The sequence below is a fragment of the Patulibacter brassicae genome (assembly GCF_033949425.1).
Lineage (GTDB): Bacteria > Actinomycetota > Thermoleophilia > Solirubrobacterales > Solirubrobacteraceae > Patulibacter > Patulibacter brassicae.
Genome location: NZ_JAXAVX010000001.1, coordinates 512,566 through 533,813, shown reverse-complemented (window position 1 = coordinate 533,813; position 21,248 = coordinate 512,566). Strand labels below are relative to the sequence as shown.

Sequence of the window (21,248 nt, the reverse complement as noted above, 5' to 3'; positions counted from 1 at the left end):
AACTGGTGCGAAACCGGCGATGCGGCAGGATATGGAGTCGCCCATCCCCTGCTGACGCGGGATCTCGGCTTCCCAGGAAGGACTCGGGGGGCCGACCGCGAAACGGACGTGTGCCATGGACGTTCTGGTCCTCATCGACAAGCTCGACGATCTCGTACACAACGCGAAGCCGGTCCCGCTCACGGACCAGGTCCGCGTCGACCGCGAGGAGATCTTCGACATCCTGGATCAGATGCGGGCGACGATCCCCGAGGAGATCAAGCAGGCCCGCTGGATCGTCAAGGAGCGTCAGGAGATGCTCGCCGAGGCCAAGCGCGAGGCCGAGCGGATCATCAAGGAAGGCAAGGAGCAGCAGGTCGAGCTGGTCTCCGAGCAGGAGGTCGTGAAGCTCGCCGAGCGCGAGGCCGACGACATCATCGACGAGGCCCGCGCCCGCGAGCGGGAGATCCGCCTCGGGGCCGAGGACTACGCCGACGAGATCCTGAACACGCTCGAGGTGAACCTCATGAAGTTCATCGCCGCGGTCCGCCGCGGGCGCGAGCGCCTCCAGGGCAAGGACGACGCCGACCTGGAGCCGGCGGAGCGCTGAGCCCCCGCGCCGCGGCCCGCCGCGGCACCCCGCCCCGACCCGGTCGCTCCATGGCGCGGCCGGTCACCGCGCCCGACGCGCCGCTCCCGCGGCGCGTTCGTCGTTCCGGGACGCCCGGCTGCGTTCGGGGACGCCCGTCCCACGGCCGGGGACGCACCGCGCCGCCGGCCCCGCGGCCGCCGGGTCGGCCCATCACGGGAGCGGGGGACAGGAGAGGTCCTCCTCGACCCGGGCGGGAACGTGGCTCTCGTAGGCGCGGTAGTTCTCGCTGCCCGGCTCGAAGTTGTTCGCGTAGAAGGTGTCGACCTGCATCAGCGGGTCGATGACGTGCTCGATGAGCCGGAAGTCGAACCGCTGGTCGTTGCGGCCGATCGCATCGCGCGGGTAGGTCGTCGAGGTCTCGCCGGGCCGGAGGACGAACTCGAAGCGCTCGATCGAGGACGAGACCTCCTCGCCGATCCGCTCGACGGTGATCTCGGTCCCGTCCCACGGCACGCCGTACGGCGTCGGTCCGCACACGCGCGCCGAGTACGTGTGCGTGTAGCGGAACGCGTGCTCGTCGCAGCTGCCGAGGGTGAAGCAGAGCTCCGGGGTCTCCGCGGAGAACCGGAAGCCGCGAGCCTCGTGGTAGCCGATCCCGAACGCGATCGTCGTGAAGAACGGGAAGAGGACCTCGTTGATGTTGCCGGGCACGTTGCCCAGCCCGGAGAGCACGCTGACCTCCGGCTGCAGCGCGCCGGCGGCGACCCGCTCCCGGCCGGCGCCCGCGACGATCTCGCGGTGGGGGGTGAAGCGGAGGGTCGCGATGCCGTTCGCGTCGGTCACCGCGTCCTGCTGGGTGATCGTCCCGTGCGCGCGGAGGGTCGCGAGCCCGTCGGAGACCGAGCCGTCCCAGTCGACCGGCAGCCCGGCGATCGGGCCCTTCTTCGGGAACGTCAGCCCGGCCAGGGGCCCGCACCGGATGACCCGGTCGGGGAGCTGCGCGACCATCTGGGCGCCGATCCGGAACACGAGCTCGCGCCCGGACAGCGGGTGGTGGGGGCCGCCGTAGTGCGTGCTGAGCACCTGCCCGCCCTGCGTCGGCTGCACGTCGAACAACGCCGCGATCGTCAGGCCGTGCAGCGGGGAGGCGACCGAGTGGGTGGCGACCTTGAGGATCGTGTCGAAGTCCTGCACCAGCGCGCCGAACCCGCTGACGATCCGCGCCACGCGGCCCGAGCCGGTGAAGCACGGCGCGGGCGCCCCGGCCTGCCGCGGTCGCGCGCTGCCCCCGCCGCGCCGGCCCGTGGCGAGCTCGGCGAGGATCAGCCAGCTCTGCAGCGGGTCGTACGCGGCGCCGCGGCCGGTGACCGGGCGCTTCGCCCGGCGGCCGAGCTCGGCGACGAGCAGCCCGGCGAGCGACCGCGGCGCGCGCCGCTCCCGGCGGGCGCGCCGCAGCCCGGCGGTCAGCGCGCGCTCCAGCCGGGGGCCGGTCAGCGGGCCGCCGCGCGGCGCCAGGCGCAGCCGCGACACGCGCTCCACCAGGCCCGCCGGGTCGATCCGCTGCCCGCGTCCCAGGCCGGCGGCGATCGCCCGGACCTCGGCGTCGTAGAGGTACACGTCCCCGGCGGAGCGCTCCGTCCCGCGGACGATCGGGCGTCCGCGGCCCGAGTAGACGCCGACCCGCAGGGCGGAGAAGACCCGCAGCAGCGCCGCGCGCCGGCGGTCGTCGGTGGTGGCGCGACGCAGATCGCCCGCGAGCTTCGCCGCGAGCGCGACCCGGTCGGCCGGGCGCGAGCGCGTCGCGGCGTCGGCGGCGTCCGCGCTCGCCAGCAGGAGGAGGGCCGCCAGCAGCGGCACGAGCAGTCGTCGAAGCATCCGCGCGACGCTAGGCGCGCCTGGGCGCGCTCCACATCCGGGAACTCCCCGAGGCGCCCCCAACGGCGGGTCGCCGCAGCCGCCGCGCGCGTCGGTCGTGCAGGGCCCGGCGTCCGGGAATCGCGTCCGGAACCTCACCCGCGACACGAGTCGGGGCGCGGAGACGCCTGGCCGGGGACGCTCGGGGAGCCGACGGCTACCGGTCAGTAGGATCCGCCGCGACATGGCTCTCCCCGCCGCGCTCGAGAAGATCACCGACAAGGCCGCGACGACGGCGTTCACCGTCCGCGAGCTGCTCGAGGCGGGCGTCGTCGGGCCGATGGCCCCGACCACCGCCGTGCGCTCCCTGAAGGCGCTGCGCGGCTTCGGTCCGACCCCGGCCGCCGGGTACGCGGCCAACGCGGTCCGCCGTCCCGGGCGCACCGCGATCATCGACGAGACGGGCACGCTGACCTTCGCCGAGGTCCACGAGCGCTCCAACGCGCTCGCCCACGGGCTGCGGGAGCTCGGCGTGCGCGAGGGCGACAGCCTCGCGCTCATGTGCCGCAACCACCGCGGCTTCGTGGAGACGATCGTCGCGGCGTCGAAGCTCGGCGTCCACCAGCTGCTGCTCAACACGATGTTCAGCGGGCCGCAGATCACGGACGTGCTCGCGCGCGAGCGCCCGGTCGTGGCGGTCTACGACCAGGAGTTCCAGGAGCTCGTCGCCCCGGGGGCGGCGGACCTCGCGCGCGTCGTCTGGACCCACGACGGCGCCGGCGCGCACACGAGCGGCGAGCCGACCGCCGAGGAGCTCATCGCCCGCGGCTCGCGCGAGGACCTGCGCCCGCCGGCCGAGCGCGGGCGGATGGTCATCCTCACCTCGGGCACGACCGGCACGCCGAAGGGCGCCGCCCGCCAGCAGCCGAAGTCGCTCAACCCGGCGGCGCAGATCTTCTCCCGCATGCCGCTGCGCGCGGAGGAGCGGACGATGCTCGCCGCGCCGATGTTCCACTCGTGGGGCTACCTGCACTTCACGCTCGGCTTCGCCCTCGGGTCGACGCTCGTGCTGCGGCGCCGGTTCACGCCGGAGGGCACGCTGCAGGCGATCGCCGAGCACCGCTGCCAGGTCCTGCCCGTCGTGCCCGTGATGCTCCAGCGGATCCTCGAGCTGCCGGACGACGAGCTCGCCCGACACGACCTCTCGTCGCTGCGGATCGTCGCCCTCTCGGGCTCCGCCCTGCCCGGCGAGCTCGCGATCCGGGCGATGGACCGCCTCGGCGAGGTGCTCTACAACCTCTACGGCTCGACCGAGGTCGGCTGGGCCACGATCGCCGACCCGGCCGACCTGCGCGCCGCGCCGGGCACCGCCGGCCGGCCCCCGCGCGGGACGATCGTGCGTCTGTACGACGACCAGGGGCGCGAGGTGACGGGCGCCGGCGCGATCGGGCGGATCTTCGTCGGCAACGACATGCGCTTCGACGGCTACACCGGCGGCGGGGGCAAGGACGTCATCGACGGCCTCCTGTCGTCGGGCGACGTCGGGCACTTCGACGCCGAGGGCCGCCTGTTCGTCGACGGTCGCGACGACGACATGATCGTCTCGGGCGGCGAGAACGTCTTCCCGCGCGAGGTCGAGGACCTCATCGCCGACATGGAGCCGGTGAAGGAGGTCTCGGTCATCGGGGTGCCCGACGCGGAGTGGGGCGCGCGCCTGCGGGCGTTCGTCGTCCTGGACGCGGGGGCGAACCTCACCGAGGACGAGGTGAAGGCCCACGTCAAGGCGCACCTCGCCTCGTTCAAGGTCCCGCGCGAGGTGACGTTCCTCGACGAGCTGCCCCGCAACGCCACGGGCAAGGTGCTGAAGCGCGAGCTGCGCGAGCGCTGAGGACCTCTCTCAGTCTCAGGCGGTCCGTGGCGGCCGGCGACGCATCGGATCTCGCCCCGAACGCCCTTCGTCAGGTCCCGACCTGGCTCTCGGGCGTCCAGGACGACCTCCTCGGTCGCCGACCACCACGACTCCACCTGAGACCGAGAGAGGTCCTGAGCGCGGGATCGAACCGCCCGGCGGCCGGCCCCGCCGGAGGGGAGCCGCCGCGGCGCGGCGCTACCCTGGGTCCATGGCCGCGGCGGATCCGATCGTCCTCTCCGACCTGCGGATGGTCCCCGGCGAGGGGCGCCGGCTGGACGTGCCGGTGCCGCTCGATGCGGTGCGCCTCAGCGAGCAGGGCTACGCCCCGGAGCCCGCGGAGCCGACGGTCCATCTCGACATCGCGCGGATGGTCGGCGGCGGGTACGCCCTGCGGCTGCGCTTCGCCGCCGGGATCGCCGGCCCCTGCATGCGCTGCCTCGAGCCGACGAGCGCGAGCGTCGAGGTCGACGCCCGCGAGCTCTCGCAGGCCAGCCGCGACGAGGAGGAGCAGTTCGAGAGCGACTACGTCGACGGGGACGAGGTCGACCTCGCGCGGTGGGCGAACGACTCGTTCGTGCTCGGCCTGCCGGCGCGCGTCCTCTGCCGCGAGGCGTGCAAGGGCCTCTGCCCCGAGTGCGGGGCGAACCTCAACGAGGATCCGGACCACCGCCACGACCGCGGCCCGGACCCGCGGTGGGCCGCCCTCGGGTCGCTGAGGTTCGACGACGAGGGTCAGCTCGTCGACGAGCGGCGCGGCTGAGCGGGTCCGCGCGGCCCTCCGTCCGGGCCCCGCGGTCGGGACGCGTCGCGGCGCGCGATCGCCTACCATTCCGCTCCTTATGGCCGTCCCGAAGCAGAAGCAAGCGCACGCCCGTACCGCGAAGCGTCGCGCGCAGCACAAGGCTGCCCGCCCGACGGTCAACTCCTGCCCGCAGTGCCACAGCCCGCGCATCCCGCACCGCGTCTGCGGCACCTGCGGCTACTACGACGGCCGCGTGGTCGTCGCGAAGAGCTCGACCGAGTTCTGATCCCCGCCCGGGGCGCCACGTCCCGCGGAGCTCGTCCATGACGGTCACCGTCGCCGTCGACACCACCGGTGCGGACCTCGGCCCGGCCGAGGTCGCCGAGGGCGCCCTCATCGCCGCCCGCCAGGGCGTCGCGTCCCGCCTCTACGGTCCCGCCGCGATCCTCTCCGAGGTCGTCGGCGACGCCGCGGGGGTCACGGTCGTCGACGCCCCCGTCTCGATCGCGAAGGAGCCGGACCCGGCCGCCGCCGTCCGCGCCCACCCCGACGCCTCGATCGTCCAGGTCGCCCGCGCCGTCGGCGCGGGGGAGGCCCACGCGTTCGTCGTCGCCGGCGCCACCGGCCCCGCGCTCGCCGCGGGGCTCCTGCACGTCCGCCGGGCGAAGGGCATCCACCGCCCGGCGCTCGCGCTGCCGCTGCCCGTGCCGGGCCGCACGCCGGTGACGCTCGTCGACGTCGGCGCGAACGTCGAGTCGCGGCCCGAGCACCTCGTGCAGTTCGCCTTCATGGGCGCGGCCCTGGCGCGGACGGTCCTGGGCATCGAGCGCCCGCGGGTCGGCCTGCTCTCCAACGGCGAGGAGCCGACGAAGGGGACGCCGGACGTCGTCGAGGTCCACGGGCTGCTGCGCGAGCGGCTGGCCGACAACGACCGGGTCGCGTTCGTCGGCAACATCGAGGGCACGACCGTCACGACGGGCGCCGCGGACGTCGTCGTGACCGACGGCTTCACCGGCAACGTCGCGCTGAAGCTCATCGAGGGCGTCTCGCAGACGGTCATCGGCGGCGTTCGGTCGGCGGCGACGTCGAGTCCGATGGCGATGCTCGGCGGCCTGCTGCTGCGGCCGGCGCTCGCGCGGTTCAAGTCCGAGATCGACCCCGAGGGTCCCGGCGGGGCGTACCTGCTGGGCCTGCGCTCGCTGGGGGTCGTCCCGCACGGGCGCTTCAGCCGCAACGGGTTCGCCGAGGCGATCGTCCGCGCCGCGCGCGGTGTCGAGGGCGGCGTCACGGGCCTCGTCCACGACGACCTGCAGGCCGCCGGGGCGCTCCGTCGTCCGCCGGCACCGGTCGCCGCGACGGCCCCGTCGACGGGCGCGGCTAGCGCGACCGCCGCGAGCTCCGTGGAACCGATCATCTAGCCTTCATCGACCATGACGCGCGACGAGGTGCTCGACATCGTCCGCGGCCACCTCGCGGAGGAGCTCGAGGTGGACGCGGCCGCCATCACGGAGGCGACCCGCCTGCGGGAGGACCTCGGCGCCGACTCGCTCGACCTGCTCGGGCTCGTCCAGGAGCTCGAGGACACCCGCGGGATCGTCCTGCCCGAGGACGAGGCGGCGCGCATCACGACCGTCGGCGAAGCCGTGGACGCCGTCCTGCGCCACCTGCCCGCGACGGCCTGAGCCGGGCCGTCCGGTCGTGCCCGACGCAGGCGATCCCGAGCTCGACGGCTCCGTCCGCGCGCTGCGCCGGCTCTTCGACGCGGTGCCGACGGCGCTGCGCCGGCGCGCGGTCACGCACGTCACGTGGGCGGCGACCCGTGCGGACAGCTACGAGCGGCTCGCCTTCCTCGGCGACGGGGTGCTCGGCGTCGCGATCGCGTCGCACCTGTACCGGACCCTCGACGAGCAACGCGTCGGGGCCGGGCGCCTGACGGTCGTCCGCGCCGGGACGATCGCCCACGGCCCGTGTCGCGACGTCGCGACCCGCCTCGGCCTGCCGGAGCTCGTGCTCGAGCTGGCGCCGGACCGCGCCCGCACGAAGGCGATCGACCTCATCCGCCACGAGCGGCCGCTGGCGGAGATGACCGAGGCGGTCATCGGCGCCTGCTACCTCGAGCACGGCTTCGATCGCACGTGCCCGGCGGTCGTCGAGGCGTTCACGCCCGAGCTCGGACGGGCGCTCGAGCACCGCAGCGACCACAAGGGCCGGCTGCAGGAGTGGCTCATGGCCCGCGGCCAGTCGGTCGAGTACGCGGTCGTCGAGGAGCTCGGCGAGCCGCACCGGCGGACGTTCGTCGTCGAGGCGTCGGTCGAGGGCGCGACCGTCGGCTCCGGCCGCGGGCGCTCGAAGAAGCTCGCGGAGCAGGAAGCGGCCCGCGAGGCCCTCACGACCCTCGGCGCGTGAGATGCACCTCAAGTCGCTGACGCTCAAGGGCTTCAAGTCCTTCCCCGACCGCACGCGCCTGGAGTTCGACCCGGGCGTCTCGGTCGTCGTCGGCCCGAACGGCTCGGGCAAGAGCAACGTCACCGACGCGATCCTGTGGGTCCTGGGCGAGCAGCGGCCGCTCGCCATCCGCGGGCAGTCGATGCAGGACGTCATCTTCGGCGGCGGGAAGGGCGTGAAGGCCCGCGACGCCGCCGAGGTCGAGCTCGTCCTCGACAACGCGGACGGCACCGTCGACCTGCCGGTCGCGGAGATCTCCGTCATCCGCCGCCTCGACCGCTCCGGCGACGGCGGCTACCGCCTGAACGGCGCGAAGTGCCGGCTGACCGACGTGCAGGAGGTGCTCTCGGACACCGGCCTGGGCAAGGAGGCGCACTCCGTCGTCTCGCAGGGCCGCGTCGAGGCGATCGTCACGTCCAAGCCGAAGGACCGCCGGCTCCTGATCGAGGAGGCGGCGGGCCTCGGCAAGCACCGCAAGCGCCGTCGCCGGGCGCAGCTGAAGCTCGAGCGCACGCGCGAGAACCTCGACCAGGCGCTGCTCGTCGAGCAGGAGGCCCGCAAGCAGCTGGGCCCGCTGAAGCGGCAGGCCGAGGCCGCGGAGCTGCACGAGCGGCTCGAGCGCCAGACCGTCGAGGCCCGCTGGGAGCTCGTGCGCGACGGCCTGCGGGAGCGGCGCGCCCAGCGCGCGGCCGCCGAGCAGGCCTCCGTGGCGGCGAAGGCCGAGCGCGACGAGGTCCAGGCGCAGCTCGACGGGGTCGTCGGCGAGCGCCGCGAGGCCGAGGAGGCGCTCGCGCAGCAGGCGCAGCGCCGCGAGCGGCTCGCCGTCCGCGCCCGGCGCGCGGCCGCGGCCGCCGACCGGATCGAGTTGCGGCTGGAGCGCGTCGCCGACCGGCGCCTCCAGCTCGCCGAGCGGATCGAGCGCCGCGGCGAGCAGCTCGAGGAGCTGCGCGCGCAGGCGGCCGCCGATCGGCCCGACGAGGCCGGCAGCGCCCGGATCACCGCGCTCGAGGAGGAGCTCGAGGCGCTCGAGCGGGAGCGGCAGGCCGCGCTGGAGCGCGAGCTCGAGGTCCTCGAGGCCGCCCGCGTCGTGGCCGAGGGCGCCGTCGCCGAGGCGCAGGCCGAGGCCGAGCGCGTCCGCGAGCAGGCGGGCGAGGTCGAGCGCCGCGGCGAGGAGGTCCGCGCCCGCCGCCGCGCCCTGGAGCAGGCCGCCGAGGCGGCCCGACGCGACGCGGCCGCGATCGGCGCCCAGCTCGCGAAGGCCAACCAGTTCCTGCGCTCCCACGCGGGCGGCGGCACGCCCGGGCCGGGACGCGCCGCGGCGCGGTCCCTCGCCGACGGCTTGCGCGTGGCCGACGGCGCGGAGCTCGCGGTGGCCGCGGCGCTCGACGGCCGGCTCGGGGCCGCCGTCGCCGCCGACCTCGCCGGGGCGCGCACGATGCTCGACGGCGGAGGGCGCGACGGCGCCCGCGTCCTGCTGCCGGCCCCGGAGGCGCCCGCCGCGCAGCCCGCGTCGCCGATGCCCGACGCCGTGGCGCTCGCCGAGCAGGTCCAGGCCGCCGGGGACGACGACACGGCGGTCGCGATCGTCCGGCGGCGGCTCGCGGACGCGTGGCTGCTCGACGCGCTGCCCGACGTCGCGCCGGACGGCTTCAGCGGGCTGCTCGTGACCCGCGACGGCCACGTCTGGGACGTCGGCGCCGGCGAGCTGCACCGCACGCCGCAGGGCGGCGCCGAGCGGGTGCTGGCCGAGCGCAACCGCCGCGACCGGCTCGTCGCCGAGAGCGAGCAGGCCGTGCAGGCCGAGCAGGCGGCGATCGCCGACGTCGACGCGCTGCGCGACGAGCTCGCCGAGCTCGCCCACGAGCGCGAGGAGGCCGAGGCGGCCACGCGGGCGGCCCGCCGCGGCGTCGTGGACGCCGAGGAGGCGCTGCGCGACGCGGCGCGCGCCGTGGAGCGCCGGCGCAAGGCGCCGGAGGAGGGGCCCACCGCGGTCCGCAAGGCGCAGATCCTCGGCGAGCTCGCCGCGGAGCGGCGGACGGCCGAGCGGCTCGCGCGCGAGCGGGCCGAGCGCGACGCGCGACTCGCGCAGCTCGAGACCGCGCGCGCCGCCGACGAGGCGGTGCTGCCCTACGGCGAGCGCGTCACCGACGCCCTGCGCCTGGCGCTGCAGGCCGTCCGCGCCGCGCAGTCCCAGCGCGAGCAGGACGTCGCCGCCGACCAGGCCGCGGGGGAGGACGTCGCCGGGCGCCTGCGGACCTTCGCCCAGCGCGAGGCCGAGCTCAACCAGCGCCTGCGCCAGATCGGCGAGCGGCTCACCGGGGCGGAGGTCGCCTCGCAGCGCGCCCGCGACCAGGAGCAGGAGATCGCCGTCGAGCTCGGGCAGCTCGCCGAGCGCCTCGGCCTGCCGGCCGAGCCGGCGGAGGAGCCGCTGGACCCGCAGACCGCCGAGGAGCTGCGCACGCGGATCGCCCGGCTGCAGAAGCGGCGCGAGACGCTGGGCCCGGTCAATCCCCTGGCCAAGCAGGCCTACGACGAGGCGCGCGAGCACGTCGAGGAGATCGAGGCCCAGCGCACGGACCTCGAGACCGCGCTGCGCGAGCTGCGGGCGTTCGTCCGCGACACCGACCGGCAGATCCGGGAGACGTTCGAGCAGACGTTCGCGGCCTGCGCGCGGAACTTCGAGGAGCTCGCCGGGCACGTCTTCCCCGGCGGCTCGGGGCGCCTGCGGCTCGTCCGGGAGAACCCGGAGGACGACGGCGACGCCGACGGCGACGGGTCGCTCGACGACGCCGATCAGCAGGAGGTCGAGCAGGAGGACGACCTCGGCGTCGAGATCGAGATCACGCCGGCCGGCAAGTCGATGAAGCGGCTGACGCTGCTCTCCGGCGGCGAGAAGACGATGACCGCGATCGCGTTCCTCTTCTCCGTCTTCCTCGCCAAGCCGAGCCCGTTCTACGTGCTCGACGAGGTCGAGGCGGCGCTCGACGACCTGAACATCGATCGCTTCCTCCAGCTCCTGCGCCGCTACCGGGACCGCGCGCAGTTCATCGTCGTCACGCACCAGAAGCGGACGATGGAGGTCGGCGACGCGCTCTACGGCGTCTCGATGGGCGGCGACGGCGTCTCGAAGGTCGTCTCGCGCCGGCTGGAGCAGCGCGACGGCCTCGCGCAGGCGCTGCCCGGGCTCGCCGACGGCTGAGGCGCGCGCGACGGCCGCCGGGGGGTCGCGTACGCTGGCCCGGCGCATGCCGACCGACGGGCCCCGGGCGCTCTACGCCGCCTTCGACCGGTTCCCGTCGCGCAAGGGCTCGGCGGTCCACATCGACCGCTTCGCGCGGACCCTCTTCGACCATCACGGCGGCGGCCTGCTCTACGTCCTGGGCGGCGAGGACCTGTCCGCCTCGCAGCGCGAGGGCGACGTCGAGGTCGTCCGGCTGACGCGACCCGAGCCGCACCTCCTCGCCCGGGCGCTCGCCTTCGGGACGCGGCTCGACGCGCTGCTGGACGAGCACGCCGCGTCGCTGGAGGTCTGCTGGTTCCGGGATCCGTGGGGCGGGCTGCCGATCGTCGAGCACGGGGGGCGCTGGACGTCGGTCTACGAGGTCAACGGCCTGCCGTCGGTGGAGCTGCCGGCGCGGTTCCCGCGGATCCCCGGCGACGTCCTGTCCCAGGTCGCCGCGATCGAGCAGCGCTGCCTGGACGCCGCGGATGCGGTCGTCGTCCCCGCGGCCTCGATCGCGTCGGCCGTCCGGGCCCGCGGCGTGCCCGGCGCGCGGATCCACCTCGTGCCCAACGGCGCCGACCTGCCGGCGCCGACGCCCCGCCCGGCCGACGCTCCGGCGCGCTACCTCCTGTACTTCGGCGCGCTGCAGCGGTGGCAGGGGCTCGACGTCGCGCTGCGCGCCCTCGCCCGGCTCACGGACCTGGAGGACCTCGCGCTCGTCGTGTGCTCGAGCGTCCACGCGCGGCAGGCCAAGCCGTACCGGCGGCTCGCCGAGCGGCTCGGGATCGCCGAGCGCGTCCACTGGCACGTCGCGCTGGACGAGGCGCGCCTGGCGCCGTGGCGCGAGCACGCCGAGATCGCGCTGGCGCCGCTGACCGACTGCGAGCGCAACGTCGCGCAGGGCTGCTGCCCGCTGAAGGTCCTCGAGGCGATGGCGTCGGGCACTGCGGTCGTCGCCTCCGACCTGCCGTCGGTCCGCGAGCTCGTCGAGGACGGGGTCCACGGGCGGCTCGTGCACCCCGATCGGCCCGTCGAGCTCGCCCGCGTCGTCCGCGTGCTGCTCGACCATCCCGACGTCCTCGCCGCGATGGGCGCCGCCGGACGCGCGCGGATCGCGCAGGGCGGCACCTGGGACCACCGGACCGCCCGGATGCGCGAGCTGCTCTCGACCTGGGGACCGCGAGGTGATGGGATGTCGCCCGTGCGCGATCGACCACGCGGTCCCGAGGGCGGCCCATGAGCGTCCGGCAGCAGGTTCGCGCCCTGTCGGCCGGGGACCGCGCGATCCTCGAGGCCCAGCTCGTGGACGGCGAGCGGCCGATGGCGGACTGGTTCGCGACGTTCGCCGCGCTCGCGGGCGTCGACGCCGCCGTCGGCGCCGGCCGGGCCCGTACGACGCGCCACCTCTGCTTCGGCTGGCTCGGCCTGCTCGTCGGCGCGTTCGTGCTCCTGCTCCTCCTGCCGATCGCCGCGCTCGTGCTGCTGCTCGTCGGGCTCCCGGTGCTCGCGCTGCTGCACGGCCGGGCACGGGAGCTGCGCGCGATCGACCTCGCGAACGGCCCGATGGAGACGCTGCCGCCGCTCCTGTCGCTGCTCGCGGCGGACACGCCGCCCGAGCGGCCGGTGACGGTGCGGGCCGACCTGCGCGAGCCGACGATCGACGCGAAGCGCACCGGCGAGCAGGATCGCCCGGTCACGCGTCCCGTCCTGAGCCTGAAGTGGACCTTCTTCGCCAACCCGTGGCTCGAGCTGCGCACGCGCTTCGCCGACGGGGCCGCCGTCCGCGTCGAGGTCACCGAGCACGTGCGGCGCGCGACCCGGATCAAGACGAACCCGCGCGGGAAGCGCAAGCTGAAGGTCAAGCACAAGCGACGGGTCCAGCTCGACGTCCAGGTCGCGTTCCCGCGTCGTCGCTACGCCCTGGCGCCGGTCGCGCCGGGGACCGTCTCGGCCGCCGACCGGGAGCGGGTGGTGGAGGGCGAGGATCGGATCGTCGTCCGCGAGCGCGCCGTCTTCAAGGAGACCGGCAGCGGCGGGGCGATCCAGCCGCACCGGATCGTCGACCTGCTGGCCGCGGCGTACCGGCGCGTCGAGCCGGCGAAGGGCGGGCGGCTGTGAGCCAGCCCTCCGCGACGCGCGGATGCGCCTGCAAGCGCGGGTTCTTCGTCCTGCGCGACTGCGGCGCCGCGCCGACCACGACGTGCGCGAGCTGCGCGCGGCCGGTCTGCGACGAGCACCGTGCCGACGGCGGCCGGGGCGCGACCTGCGTCGAGTGCGCGGCGCGGGCGGTGGAGGAGGAGGCGCTCGGGCAGCTGCGGGACGGCATGCGCGTCGCCCCCGACCAGCCGCCCTCCGTCGCCCCGGCCGAGGCCGCCGAGCCGCTCGCGCGCTACCGCCACCGCTACTACCGCCGGCACGGCTACGAGCCGATCTGGTGGGCGCGTCCGGACGCCTCGTGGTCGGCCGACGACGTCCGCTGGTTCGACGCCGACGAGGATCCGGGCGGGTTCGGTGACTCCTGAGGGCCCGCACGCGCCGCTCGCGCGCCCGCCCCGGACCGGCGACGCCGTCGACCCGGCCGCGCTGCGGGTCCTGTGGGTCACGGAGACCTACCCGCCCTCGCGCGGGGGGATGGCGCAGTCGTGCGACCGGATCGTGCGGGGCCTGCGGGGCGCGGGCGCGACCGTCGACGTCCTGCAGCTCGTGCCGGCGGTGCGTCCCGGCCAGGAGGCGTTCCGGTTCGTCGCCCGGTCCGGCGGGCGGGACCTCGTCTGCCCGATCGAGGAGGATCCGGCGCACGCGCTGAACCGGGCCTGGAACGCGCTGGAGCGCGATCCACGACGCCACGAGCTGACGCACGTCGTCGCGTTCGGCGGGATCCGCCCGCTGACCGCCGCGCCGGTGCTCGCCGCGTGGCTCGGGGTGCCGCTCGTGACGCTGCTGCGAGGCAACGACTTCGACACCGGCGTCTTCTCCGCCCGGCGGCGTCCGATCCTCGACGACGCGCTGCGGCGCTCGGCCCTCGTGGCGACCGTCTCGCGCGACAAGGCCTGGCGCGTCGCGGCGCTGCACCCGGACGTGCCGGTCCGGTGGATCCCGAACGGCATCGACCTCGCGGACTGGACGTTCGCGCCGTCCGATCACGCGCGCGCGGCAGCGTGGCGCGCGGAGCACGTGGCGCCCGGCCGTCGGGTGATCGGGCTCGTCGGCCAGCTCAAGCCGAAGAAGGGCGGGCTCCTGCTGCTCGACGCGCTGCGCCGCAGCGGGCGGCACGACGAGGTCCACCTCGTCCTCGCGGGCGAGCTCGACGCCGCCATGGGCGACTGGCTGGCGACGCACGGCGCCGACCTGGCGGTGACGACCCTGCCGTTCCTGGACCGGTTCGAGCTGCTGCCCTGGTACGCCGCCTGCGACTGGGTCGCCATCCCCTCCTTCTACGACGGCCTGCCGAACGTCCTGATCGAGGCCGCCGCGCTCGGCGTGCCGATGATCGCCGCCGACGTCGCCGGGATGGCCGACGTGCTCGTCGACGGGGAGAGCGCCGTGCTCTTCCCGCCGGGCGACGAGGACGCCTGCGCCGCCGCGCTGCGTCGGGCGCTCGACCTCGACCCCGCGCCGCTCGGGGCGGCCGCCCGGCGCCTGGCGGTCGGCGAGCTCGACGCCCGGACCGAGACGCGGCGCTACCTCGAGGCGCTCGCCGCCACCGCCGCGGCGGGATTGGCGAGCGGGCGTCCCGGGGAGGAGCAGGGGACGTGAGCGACGCGGGCCGGCCGATCCTCTACTACGCCCTCGGCGGGGGCCTCGGGCACCTCGTCCGCGCGCGCCGGACCGTGCGCGCGCTGGGCCTCGAGCGCGAGGCGGGGATCCTCACCGCGTCGGCGTTCGCCGGCGACCAGCGCGTCACCGGCGGCCTCCCGGTCGTGCGGGTGCCCCGCGGGCTGGAGCGCGAGCCCGCCCGCGTGCGCGAGCTCATCGCGGCCCAGCGGCCGGCGGAGCTCATCGTCGACGCGTTCCCGCTCGGGATCCTCGGCGAGCTCGACGGGCTGGAGGGGGTGCGCGTGCGGCACGTCGCCCGGCGCCTGCGGTGGGAGGCCTACCGGCGGCGGTTCGGTCGCGGCCGGATCCGGTTCGCCGTCTCGCACGTGCTCGAGCCGCTGGACGAGCAGCACGAGCGGTTCCTGCGCGAGCACAGCGACCGCGTCGAGCCGCTGGACCTCGGGGCGACGATCGTCCCGGGGCGTCCGCGTCGCGCGGTGCCCGGTCCGCACTGGCTCGTGGTCCACTCCGGACCGCACGAGGAGATCCTCGAGCCCGTGGAGCACGCGCGCGAGCACCAGCGCGCCGAGGGGGTCGCCGTGCCGATCGTCGTCGTCAGCCCCGAGCGGCCGGCCGGGCTCGCCGAGGACGTCGTCTGGCGCGACCTGCACCCGGTGGCGCCGTACTTCGCCCACGCCGACCGGATCTTCACCGCGGCGGGCTTCAACGTCATCCAGGAGACGGCGCCCTTCCGCGACCGGCAGCACGTCGTCCCGTTCCGCCGGCCGCTCGACGATCAGTCCGCACGCGCCGCGCGCGTCCGCCGCGAGCGCCTCGCGACGGCTCCCCGGCCCGCCGGCGCCTGAGCCCCGATCCCCCCGGTCCTCGGGTCGCCTGGGCCGACCATCGACGGATCCAGGCGGAGCCGGCGCGCGCCGACGGGGCGCCCGCCGCCTCAGCCCGCGCGAGCGGCCGTCGCCGCGCGGACCTGCGCCGCGATCCCCTCGGCCAGCGACCAGCGCGGCTCGTGCCCGAGCAGCGCCCGGGCGCGCCCGACGTCGGCGGCGGTGTGGCGCGCGTCGGCCTGGTGGGCGGCCGCGGGGACGCGCCGCAGCGGGGCGCCGCAGGCGTCGGCGACGAGCGCGAGCGCGTCGCCGATCGCGACCGGCGCGCCGCCCGCGACGTTCACGGGAAGGCCGCCGGTGCCGCGCTCGCCGGCGCGGACGATCGCGGCGACCGCGTCGGCGACGTACGTGAAGTCGCGGGTCTGGCGGCCGTCGCCGAAGACGAGGAGCTCGCCTCCGCCGGTGGCGGCGGCGATCGCCCGGGCGAGCAGCATGTCGGGACGCTGCCCGGGCCCGTAGACGGTGAACAGCCGCAGCACCGCCACGTCGAGGCCCTGGGCGCCGTAGGCGGCCGCCAGCCCCTCGGCCATGAGCTTCGACGCGCCGTACGGGGAGCGGGGCCGGCAGACGGCGTCCTCGGGCGTCGGCCGCACGGCGGGGTCGCCGTAGACCGACGAGGACGACGCGACGACCACCCGGGGCACGCCGGCCACGAGCGCGGCCTCGAGCACGCGCTGGGTCACCCGGACGTTGTCGTCGAGGTAGTCGTCGAACGCGGCGCCCCAGCTGGCGCGCGCGCTCGCGCGCCCGGCGAGGTGGAAGACGACGTCGGCCCCGGCGAAGCGCGCGAGCAGGTCCTCGTCCAGGAGCTCCGCGGTGACGTCGCTTCCCGGCCGCCGGTCGATCCCGATCACCGATCGTCCGTCCGCCGCGAGCGCCGCGACGAGGTGGCGCCCGACGAACCCCGCCGCACCGGTCACGACCACCCGGCCGGGCACCGGACCCGGTGGGCGATCGGTCGCGGAGCGGGCCATCGCGGCAGCGTAGTCGCGGAGCGCGTCGGCACGACCGCCGATCGGGCCGTCCCGGTCGCCCGTGACCCCGCACCGGCCCCGGTGGCCCGACCCGGGACCGGCCTCGGCGGCGGCCGCGACTCCCGCCCGTCGGCGGCGGGGTACTCTCGGCGCGTGGCCCGCGACTGGACCGACCTCTTCACGCTCGACGAGGCGGTGCTCGCCCGCGTCGGCGGCGGCGACCAGGAGCCCGAGCGGCGCGGGCGGTTCTTCCGGCGCCTGCGCCAGAACCTGAAGAAGACGCGCGACGCGCTCGGCGCCGAGCTCACCCAGACGCTCTTCGACACCCTCGACGACGAGACCTGGGAGCGCCTCGAGGAGGCGCTGATCATGGCCGACGTCGGTGCCGGGGCGACCGCCAAGATCGTCGGCCGGCTCGAGCAGGAGGCGACGTCGGGCGGCACGACCGATCCGCAGGCGCTGCAGGAGCGGCTGATCGAGCTGCTGGCGGAGGCTGCGCGTCCCCACGGCGAGCCGACGATCGACCTGCGGCACGGCCCGACGGTGATCATGGTCTGCGGCGTCAACGGGACCGGCAAGACGACGTCGATCGGCAAGCTCGCGAGCACCCTCGCGACCCAGCTCGGGCAGAAGGTCGTGCTCGGGGCGGCGGACACCTTCCGCGCCGCGGCGGTCGAGCAGCTCCAGATCTGGGGCGAGCGCGCGAACGTCGAGGTCGTCACGGGACCGCCCGGCACCGATCCCGGGTCGGTCGCCTTCGAGGCGGTCCGGATCGGTCGCGAGATCGGGGCCGACGTCGTCATCGTCGACACCGCCGGGCGCCTGCACACGCAGCTGCCGCTGATGGAGGAGCTCGCGAAGGTCCGTCGCGTGATCGACAAGCAGTTCCCCGGCGCGCCGCACGAGATCCTCCTGACCGTGGACTCCACGACCGGCCAGAACGGGCTGCGCCAGGCGAAGGAGTTCTCCCAGGCCGCCCCGGTCACCGGGATCGTGCTGACGAAGCTCGACGGCAGCGCGAAGGGCGGCATCGCGATCGCGATCGCGCAGGAGCTCGGGATCCCCGTGAAGCTCATCGGGATCGGCGAGGGCCTCGAGGACCTGCGCCCGTTCGACGCCACCGACTTCGCGACGGCGCTCATCCGCGCCGAGGACGACGCCCCCGCCGGATAGGCTCACCGCCGATGGATGACTGGATCGTCTGGCTGCTCGTGACGGTCGGCTTCGGCGTCGCCGAGGCCCTGACGCTCTCGCTGTTCCTGGCGCCGTTCGCCGTCGGCGCCCTCGCCGGGACGGTCGCCTCCGCCGCCGGCGCCGACCTCCTGCCGTCGGCCGCCGTCTTCGCCGTCGTCACCGCGGTGAGCATGCTGCTCCTGCGCCCGGTCGCCCGGCGCCACCTGCGGCAGCCGTCGACGACCCGGACCGGGACCGACGCGCTCGTCGGCCGCACCGCCCTCGTCCTCCAGCCGCTCGGGGGCCCCGAGGGGCTCGGGCAGGTGCGCCTCGACGGCGAGGTCTGGACGGCACGCACCGAGGGCCTGGACGAGATCCCGGCCGGCTCGACCGTCACGGTGCTCGAGATCCGCGGGGCGACCGCGGTCGTGACGGACTGACGCGGCGGCCCCGGACGGGGTCGCGACGGCGTCCCGCTCGCGTCGCGAGGCCCTTCGCGGACGCCGCGGGGACGGATAGGGTGCGGCGGGACCGCACCCTCGACGCTGGGAGCCCCCGTGGCCGTCGCCATCCTGATCGTCCTCCTCGTCTTCGCGCTGCTGCTCGCCGCGAAGACCGTTCGCATCATCCCGCAGGCGCGCGCCGGCATCGTCGAGCGGCTGGGCCGCTACCAGCGGACGCTGCAGCCGGGCCTGCGGATCACCGTGCCGTTCATCGACCGGCTGCTGCCCCTCCTGGACCTCCGCGAGCAGGTCGTGAGCTTCCCGCCGAACGCGGTCATCACCGAGGACAACGTCTCGGTCGGCATCGACACGGTCCTCTACTTCCAGATCACCGACCCGAAGGCCGCCACCTACGAGGTCGCCAACCCGATGCAGGCGATCGAGCAGCTCACCGTCACGACGCTGCGCAACGTCATCGGCGGCCTCACGCTCGAGCAGACCCTGACCTCCCGCGACGAGATCAACGGGCAGCTGCGGACCGTCCTCGACGAGGCGACGGGCAAGTGGGGCATCCGCGTCGGCCGCGTCGAGCTCAAGGCGATCGACCCGCCGGGGACGATCCAGGAGGCGATGGAGAAGCAGATGCGCGCCGAGCGGGACCGGCGCGCGGCGATCCTCAACGCCGAGGGCGTGAAGCAGAGCCAGATCCTCACCGCCCAGGGCGAGAAGGAGTCGGCCGTCCTCAAGGCCGAGGGCGCGAAGCAGTCGGCGATCCTCCGCGCGGAGGGCGAGGCGAAGGCGATCAACACGGTCTTCGAGGCGATCCACGAGGGCCGCCCCGACCAGGAGCTCCTGAGCTACCAGTACCTGCAGATGCTGCCGGAGCTCGCGAAGGGCGAGGCGAACAAGGTCTTCGTCATCCCCTCGGAGTTCACGAAGGCCCTCTCCGGCATCGGCGGCGTGCTCGACAAGGCGCGCCCGGACGACCCGCCCGCCCCGCGGGCCTGAACCCTGCGCGACGGGGTCGCGGCGCCGCCGCGTCCCCGTCCGCCGTCCCCGTGCGCTGGATCGAGCGCAGCATCCACCTGCCGCTGCCGCCGGGCGAGGCCTTCCCGCTGGCGGTCGAGCCGGGCACCGCGTCGGACTGGCTCGTCCAGCTGCAGGAGGTCCGCCCGCGCGGCTTCCTCCGCTTCCGCCCGCGGGTGCGCCACGGGGGCGTGTCGCTGGACCTCGAGGTCGAGGTCGTGCGCGTGACGGTGCCCGAGGAGCTGGAGGCCGCGGTCCGCTGGCGCGAGGTCGACGCGCGCCTGCACCTGCTGCTCGTCCCGACCGAGGACGAGGGCACGCTCCTGACGCTGCGGGTCGGCGTCGCCCTCTCGGGGGTCCTGCGCGGCGCCCGGCCGCTGATCCTCGCCGAGATCGCCCGGCTGCTGACGTGGGACCTGTGGCGCCTGCGCCGCCTGGCGCTCGCCGCGGAGACCGGTGCGACGGCCGAGACCGGCGACGCCCCGGCGGCCGGCCACGGGGAGGCGCCCGCGCACGAGGAGGACGCCGATGCCGGATCGGGACCGTCCGGACGCGACGACGGACGATCCCGACGGGACGACGCGGTCGAGCTCGATCTTGCCGACGCCGACGCCGACGCCGACGCCGACGCTGACGCCGGGTCCGGGACCGCGCCGGGCGACCGGCCGGCGCTCGACGTCCGCGTCGACGGCGACGAGGGTGCGTCGGCCTGACCCGAGGAGCGCCCGAGCGTGCGCCGTGCCCCGAGCTGCGGCGGCCCGCAGGCTCAGTCCGCCGCGGCGCGCGACGGGGACCCGAGGCCCGGACCGGGGACGGGCGAGACCTCGCGGGCGGTGAGCGACGCGCCGCACGCGTCGCAGGCGAGACGCACACGGGCCTCGCCGGGGCCGTCGGGCCCGCCGCAGTCGCGATGGCGATAGCGCACGGGCGGACCGTCCGGGGCCATGTGCGCGTCGCCCCAGTCCTTGATCGCCATCAGCACGGGATAGAGGTCGTGCCCCTTCTGCGTCAGGCGATACTCGTGGTGCCGCGCCCCCTCGACCGGCACGCGGACGAGGATGCCGTGCTCGACGAGCCGGTCCAGGCGGTCCTGCAACCGGCTGCGCGAGATCTCGAGCGCGTCGCGGAAGCCGTTGAAGCGGCGCACCCCGGCGAAGGCGAACTTCAGGACGAGGAGCGTCCAGCGGTCGCCGAGCACGACGAGCGGCCGGGTGATCGAGCAGGGCAGGTCGGAGAGCTCCTCGTACCGCACCCGCGGAGGGTAGACGAGGACGGCCACGAGCCGTAGCATTCGGTCTCGAAATGAGACTCGAAGACGACGGTGCCCCGGTGATGGCGGCCGACCGCGCCTCCTGGCTCGCGGGCGGGGAGCGGCTGGAGCTCGGCGGCCACCGGCTCTTCGTGCGCCAGGACGGCCCCGAGGGCGGGGTCCCCGTGACGCTGCTGCACGGGTTCCCGACCTCCTCGCACGACTGGGCGCCGGTCGTGCCCGCGCTCGTGGCCGCGGGCCTGCGCGTCACGACGCTCGACCTGCTCGGGTTCGGCGAGAGCGACAAGCCGCACCCGCACGCCTACCGCCTCGTGGAGCAGGCCGACCTCGTCGAGGCGGCCTGGTCGCGTCTCGGGATCGGCGCGACGGCGCTCGTCGCCCACGACTACGGGGTGAGCGTCGCGCAGGAGCTCCTGGCCCGGGACGCCGAGCGGATCACGCACGCGGCGTGGCTCAACGGCGGCATCTACCCGGAGCTGCACCGGCCGCTGGCGATCCAGCGGCTGCTGCGGGGCCCGCTCGGGCCGCTGCTGGCGCGGCTCGCCCGCGAGTCGACGTTCACGGCCTCGATGCGCCGGATCCTCGGCCGCCCGGTCGGCGCGCCGGCGCTCCACGAGATGTGGGAGTCGGTGCGCTCCCGCGACGGCGCGCGGGTGCAGCCGGCGCTCCTGGGCTACATCGACGAGCGTCGCGAGCACGGGGCGCGGTGGGTCGCGGCGATCGAGGCCTACGCCGGCCCGCTCCTCTTCGCGTGGGGCCCGGCGGACCCGGTGAGCGGCGCCCACGTCCTGGAGCGCCTGCGCGAGCGCCTGCCGCGGGCGTCGTTCGTCGTGCTCGACGCCGCGCCGCCCGTCGGCCACTACCCGCAGGTCGAGGACCCGGCGACCGTCGCCGCCGCGCTCGCCGGGTTCCTGGCGCCCCCCGCCTGAGCGCGACCTGCGCGGCGCGGGGCGG

At 75.8% G+C, this 21,248-nt stretch carries 21 protein-coding genes; 18 read left to right on the top strand and 3 right to left on the bottom strand.

Annotated elements, in window-relative coordinates:
- The first annotated feature begins 115 nt into the window (after positions 1 to 115).
- Positions 116 to 589 (top strand): ATPase, encoded by a 474-nt coding sequence (locus SK069_RS02555; protein WP_319952609.1) that lies wholly within the window; start codon positions 116 to 118, stop codon positions 587 to 589.
- Positions 590 to 781: 192 nt separating this feature from the next.
- Here the strand turns inward: SK069_RS02555 and SK069_RS02550 are convergent, their stop codons facing one another.
- Positions 782 to 2,446 (bottom strand): Ig-like domain-containing protein, encoded by a 1,665-nt coding sequence (locus tag SK069_RS02550; protein ID WP_319952608.1) that lies wholly within the window; start codon positions 2,444 to 2,446, stop codon positions 782 to 784.
- Between the two features lie 223 nt (positions 2,447 to 2,669).
- Here SK069_RS02550 and SK069_RS02545 point away from each other — a divergent pair, with 223 nt between their 5' ends.
- The 12 genes from SK069_RS02545 (at position 2,670) to SK069_RS02490 (ending at position 15,369) form a co-directional block, all read left to right on the top strand.
- Positions 2,670 to 4,313 carry an acyl-CoA synthetase gene (locus SK069_RS02545; protein ID WP_319952607.1) on the top strand — a complete coding sequence of 548 codons (1,644 nt, stop codon included), beginning with the start codon at positions 2,670 to 2,672 and terminating at the stop codon, positions 4,311 to 4,313.
- A 232-nt stretch (positions 4,314 to 4,545) separates the two neighbouring features.
- Positions 4,546 to 5,097, top strand: coding sequence for a YceD family protein (locus SK069_RS02540; protein ID WP_319952606.1), 552 nt, complete (start codon positions 4,546 to 4,548; stop codon positions 5,095 to 5,097).
- Positions 5,098 to 5,176: 79 nt separating this feature from the next.
- A complete protein-coding gene (gene rpmF / locus SK069_RS02535) occupies positions 5,177 to 5,365 on the top strand; it encodes a 50S ribosomal protein L32 (RefSeq protein WP_319952605.1) in 189 nt (62 codons plus the stop codon).
- Positions 5,366 to 5,402: 37 nt separating this feature from the next.
- Complete coding sequence (locus tag SK069_RS02530; protein WP_319952604.1) at positions 5,403 to 6,497, top strand: phosphate acyltransferase; 1,095 nt, start codon at positions 5,403 to 5,405, stop codon at positions 6,495 to 6,497.
- Between the two features lie 12 nt (positions 6,498 to 6,509).
- Positions 6,510 to 6,761: an acyl carrier protein gene (locus SK069_RS02525; protein WP_319952603.1), complete on the top strand. Its 252-nt coding sequence runs from the start codon at positions 6,510 to 6,512 to the stop codon at positions 6,759 to 6,761.
- 16 nt (positions 6,762 to 6,777) lie between these two features.
- On the top strand, positions 6,778 to 7,485 hold the full coding sequence (locus SK069_RS02520) for a ribonuclease III family protein (RefSeq protein ID WP_319952602.1): 708 nt from the start codon (positions 6,778 to 6,780) through the stop codon (positions 7,483 to 7,485).
- Between the two features lies 1 nt (position 7,486).
- Positions 7,487 to 10,723: a chromosome segregation SMC family protein gene (locus tag SK069_RS02515; protein WP_319952601.1), complete on the top strand. Its 3,237-nt coding sequence runs from the start codon at positions 7,487 to 7,489 to the stop codon at positions 10,721 to 10,723.
- Between the two features lie 46 nt (positions 10,724 to 10,769).
- Positions 10,770 to 11,987 carry a glycosyltransferase family 4 protein gene (locus SK069_RS02510; RefSeq protein ID WP_319952600.1) on the top strand — a complete coding sequence of 406 codons (1,218 nt, stop codon included), beginning with the start codon at positions 10,770 to 10,772 and terminating at the stop codon, positions 11,985 to 11,987.
- Positions 11,984 to 12,865 carry a hypothetical protein gene (locus tag SK069_RS02505; RefSeq protein WP_319952599.1) on the top strand — a complete coding sequence of 294 codons (882 nt, stop codon included), beginning with the start codon at positions 11,984 to 11,986 and terminating at the stop codon, positions 12,863 to 12,865. Before SK069_RS02510 ends, SK069_RS02505 begins: the two co-directional genes overlap by 4 nt.
- Positions 12,862 to 13,269 carry a hypothetical protein gene (locus SK069_RS02500; RefSeq protein ID WP_319952598.1) on the top strand — a complete coding sequence of 136 codons (408 nt, stop codon included), beginning with the start codon at positions 12,862 to 12,864 and terminating at the stop codon, positions 13,267 to 13,269. Before SK069_RS02505 ends, SK069_RS02500 begins: the two co-directional genes overlap by 4 nt.
- A complete protein-coding gene (locus tag SK069_RS02495; protein ID WP_319952597.1) occupies positions 13,259 to 14,503 on the top strand; it encodes a glycosyltransferase family 4 protein in 1,245 nt (414 codons plus the stop codon). The genes SK069_RS02500 and SK069_RS02495 overlap by 11 nt, the downstream gene beginning before the upstream one ends.
- Positions 14,500 to 15,369: a hypothetical protein gene (locus SK069_RS02490; RefSeq protein ID WP_319952596.1), complete on the top strand. Its 870-nt coding sequence runs from the start codon at positions 14,500 to 14,502 to the stop codon at positions 15,367 to 15,369. The genes SK069_RS02495 and SK069_RS02490 overlap by 4 nt, the downstream gene beginning before the upstream one ends.
- An 89-nt stretch (positions 15,370 to 15,458) precedes the next feature.
- Here SK069_RS02490 and SK069_RS02485 read toward each other — a convergent pair whose 3' ends face one another.
- Complete coding sequence (locus tag SK069_RS02485) at positions 15,459 to 16,382, bottom strand: NAD-dependent epimerase/dehydratase family protein (protein WP_319952595.1); 924 nt, start codon at positions 16,380 to 16,382, stop codon at positions 15,459 to 15,461.
- 153 nt (positions 16,383 to 16,535) lie between these two features.
- On the opposite strand from SK069_RS02485, the gene ftsY reads away from it, so the two are divergent.
- The 4 genes from ftsY (at position 16,536) to SK069_RS02465 (ending at position 19,737) form a co-directional block, all read left to right on the top strand.
- Positions 16,536 to 17,555, top strand: coding sequence for a signal recognition particle-docking protein FtsY (gene ftsY, locus SK069_RS02480; RefSeq protein ID WP_319952594.1), 1,020 nt, complete (start codon positions 16,536 to 16,538; stop codon positions 17,553 to 17,555).
- An 11-nt stretch (positions 17,556 to 17,566) separates the two neighbouring features.
- The gene (locus SK069_RS02475) at positions 17,567 to 17,995 is read left to right on the top strand and encodes an NfeD family protein (protein ID WP_319952593.1); all 429 of its coding nucleotides are present in this window, start codon (positions 17,567 to 17,569) and stop codon (positions 17,993 to 17,995) included.
- A 117-nt stretch (positions 17,996 to 18,112) separates the two neighbouring features.
- Positions 18,113 to 19,006, top strand: coding sequence for an SPFH domain-containing protein (locus SK069_RS02470; RefSeq protein WP_319952592.1), 894 nt, complete (start codon positions 18,113 to 18,115; stop codon positions 19,004 to 19,006).
- Between the two features lie 50 nt (positions 19,007 to 19,056).
- Positions 19,057 to 19,737, top strand: coding sequence for an SRPBCC family protein (locus tag SK069_RS02465; RefSeq protein ID WP_319952591.1), 681 nt, complete (start codon positions 19,057 to 19,059; stop codon positions 19,735 to 19,737).
- Between the two features lie 53 nt (positions 19,738 to 19,790).
- Here the strand turns inward: SK069_RS02465 and SK069_RS02460 are convergent, their stop codons facing one another.
- A complete protein-coding gene (locus SK069_RS02460) occupies positions 19,791 to 20,303 on the bottom strand; it encodes a winged helix-turn-helix transcriptional regulator (protein WP_319952590.1) in 513 nt (170 codons plus the stop codon).
- A 23-nt stretch (positions 20,304 to 20,326) separates the two neighbouring features.
- On the opposite strand from SK069_RS02460, the gene SK069_RS02455 reads away from it, so the two are divergent.
- On the top strand, positions 20,327 to 21,223 hold the full coding sequence (locus SK069_RS02455) for an alpha/beta fold hydrolase (RefSeq protein WP_319952589.1): 897 nt from the start codon (positions 20,327 to 20,329) through the stop codon (positions 21,221 to 21,223).
- Positions 21,224 to 21,248: the final 25 nt, after the last annotated feature.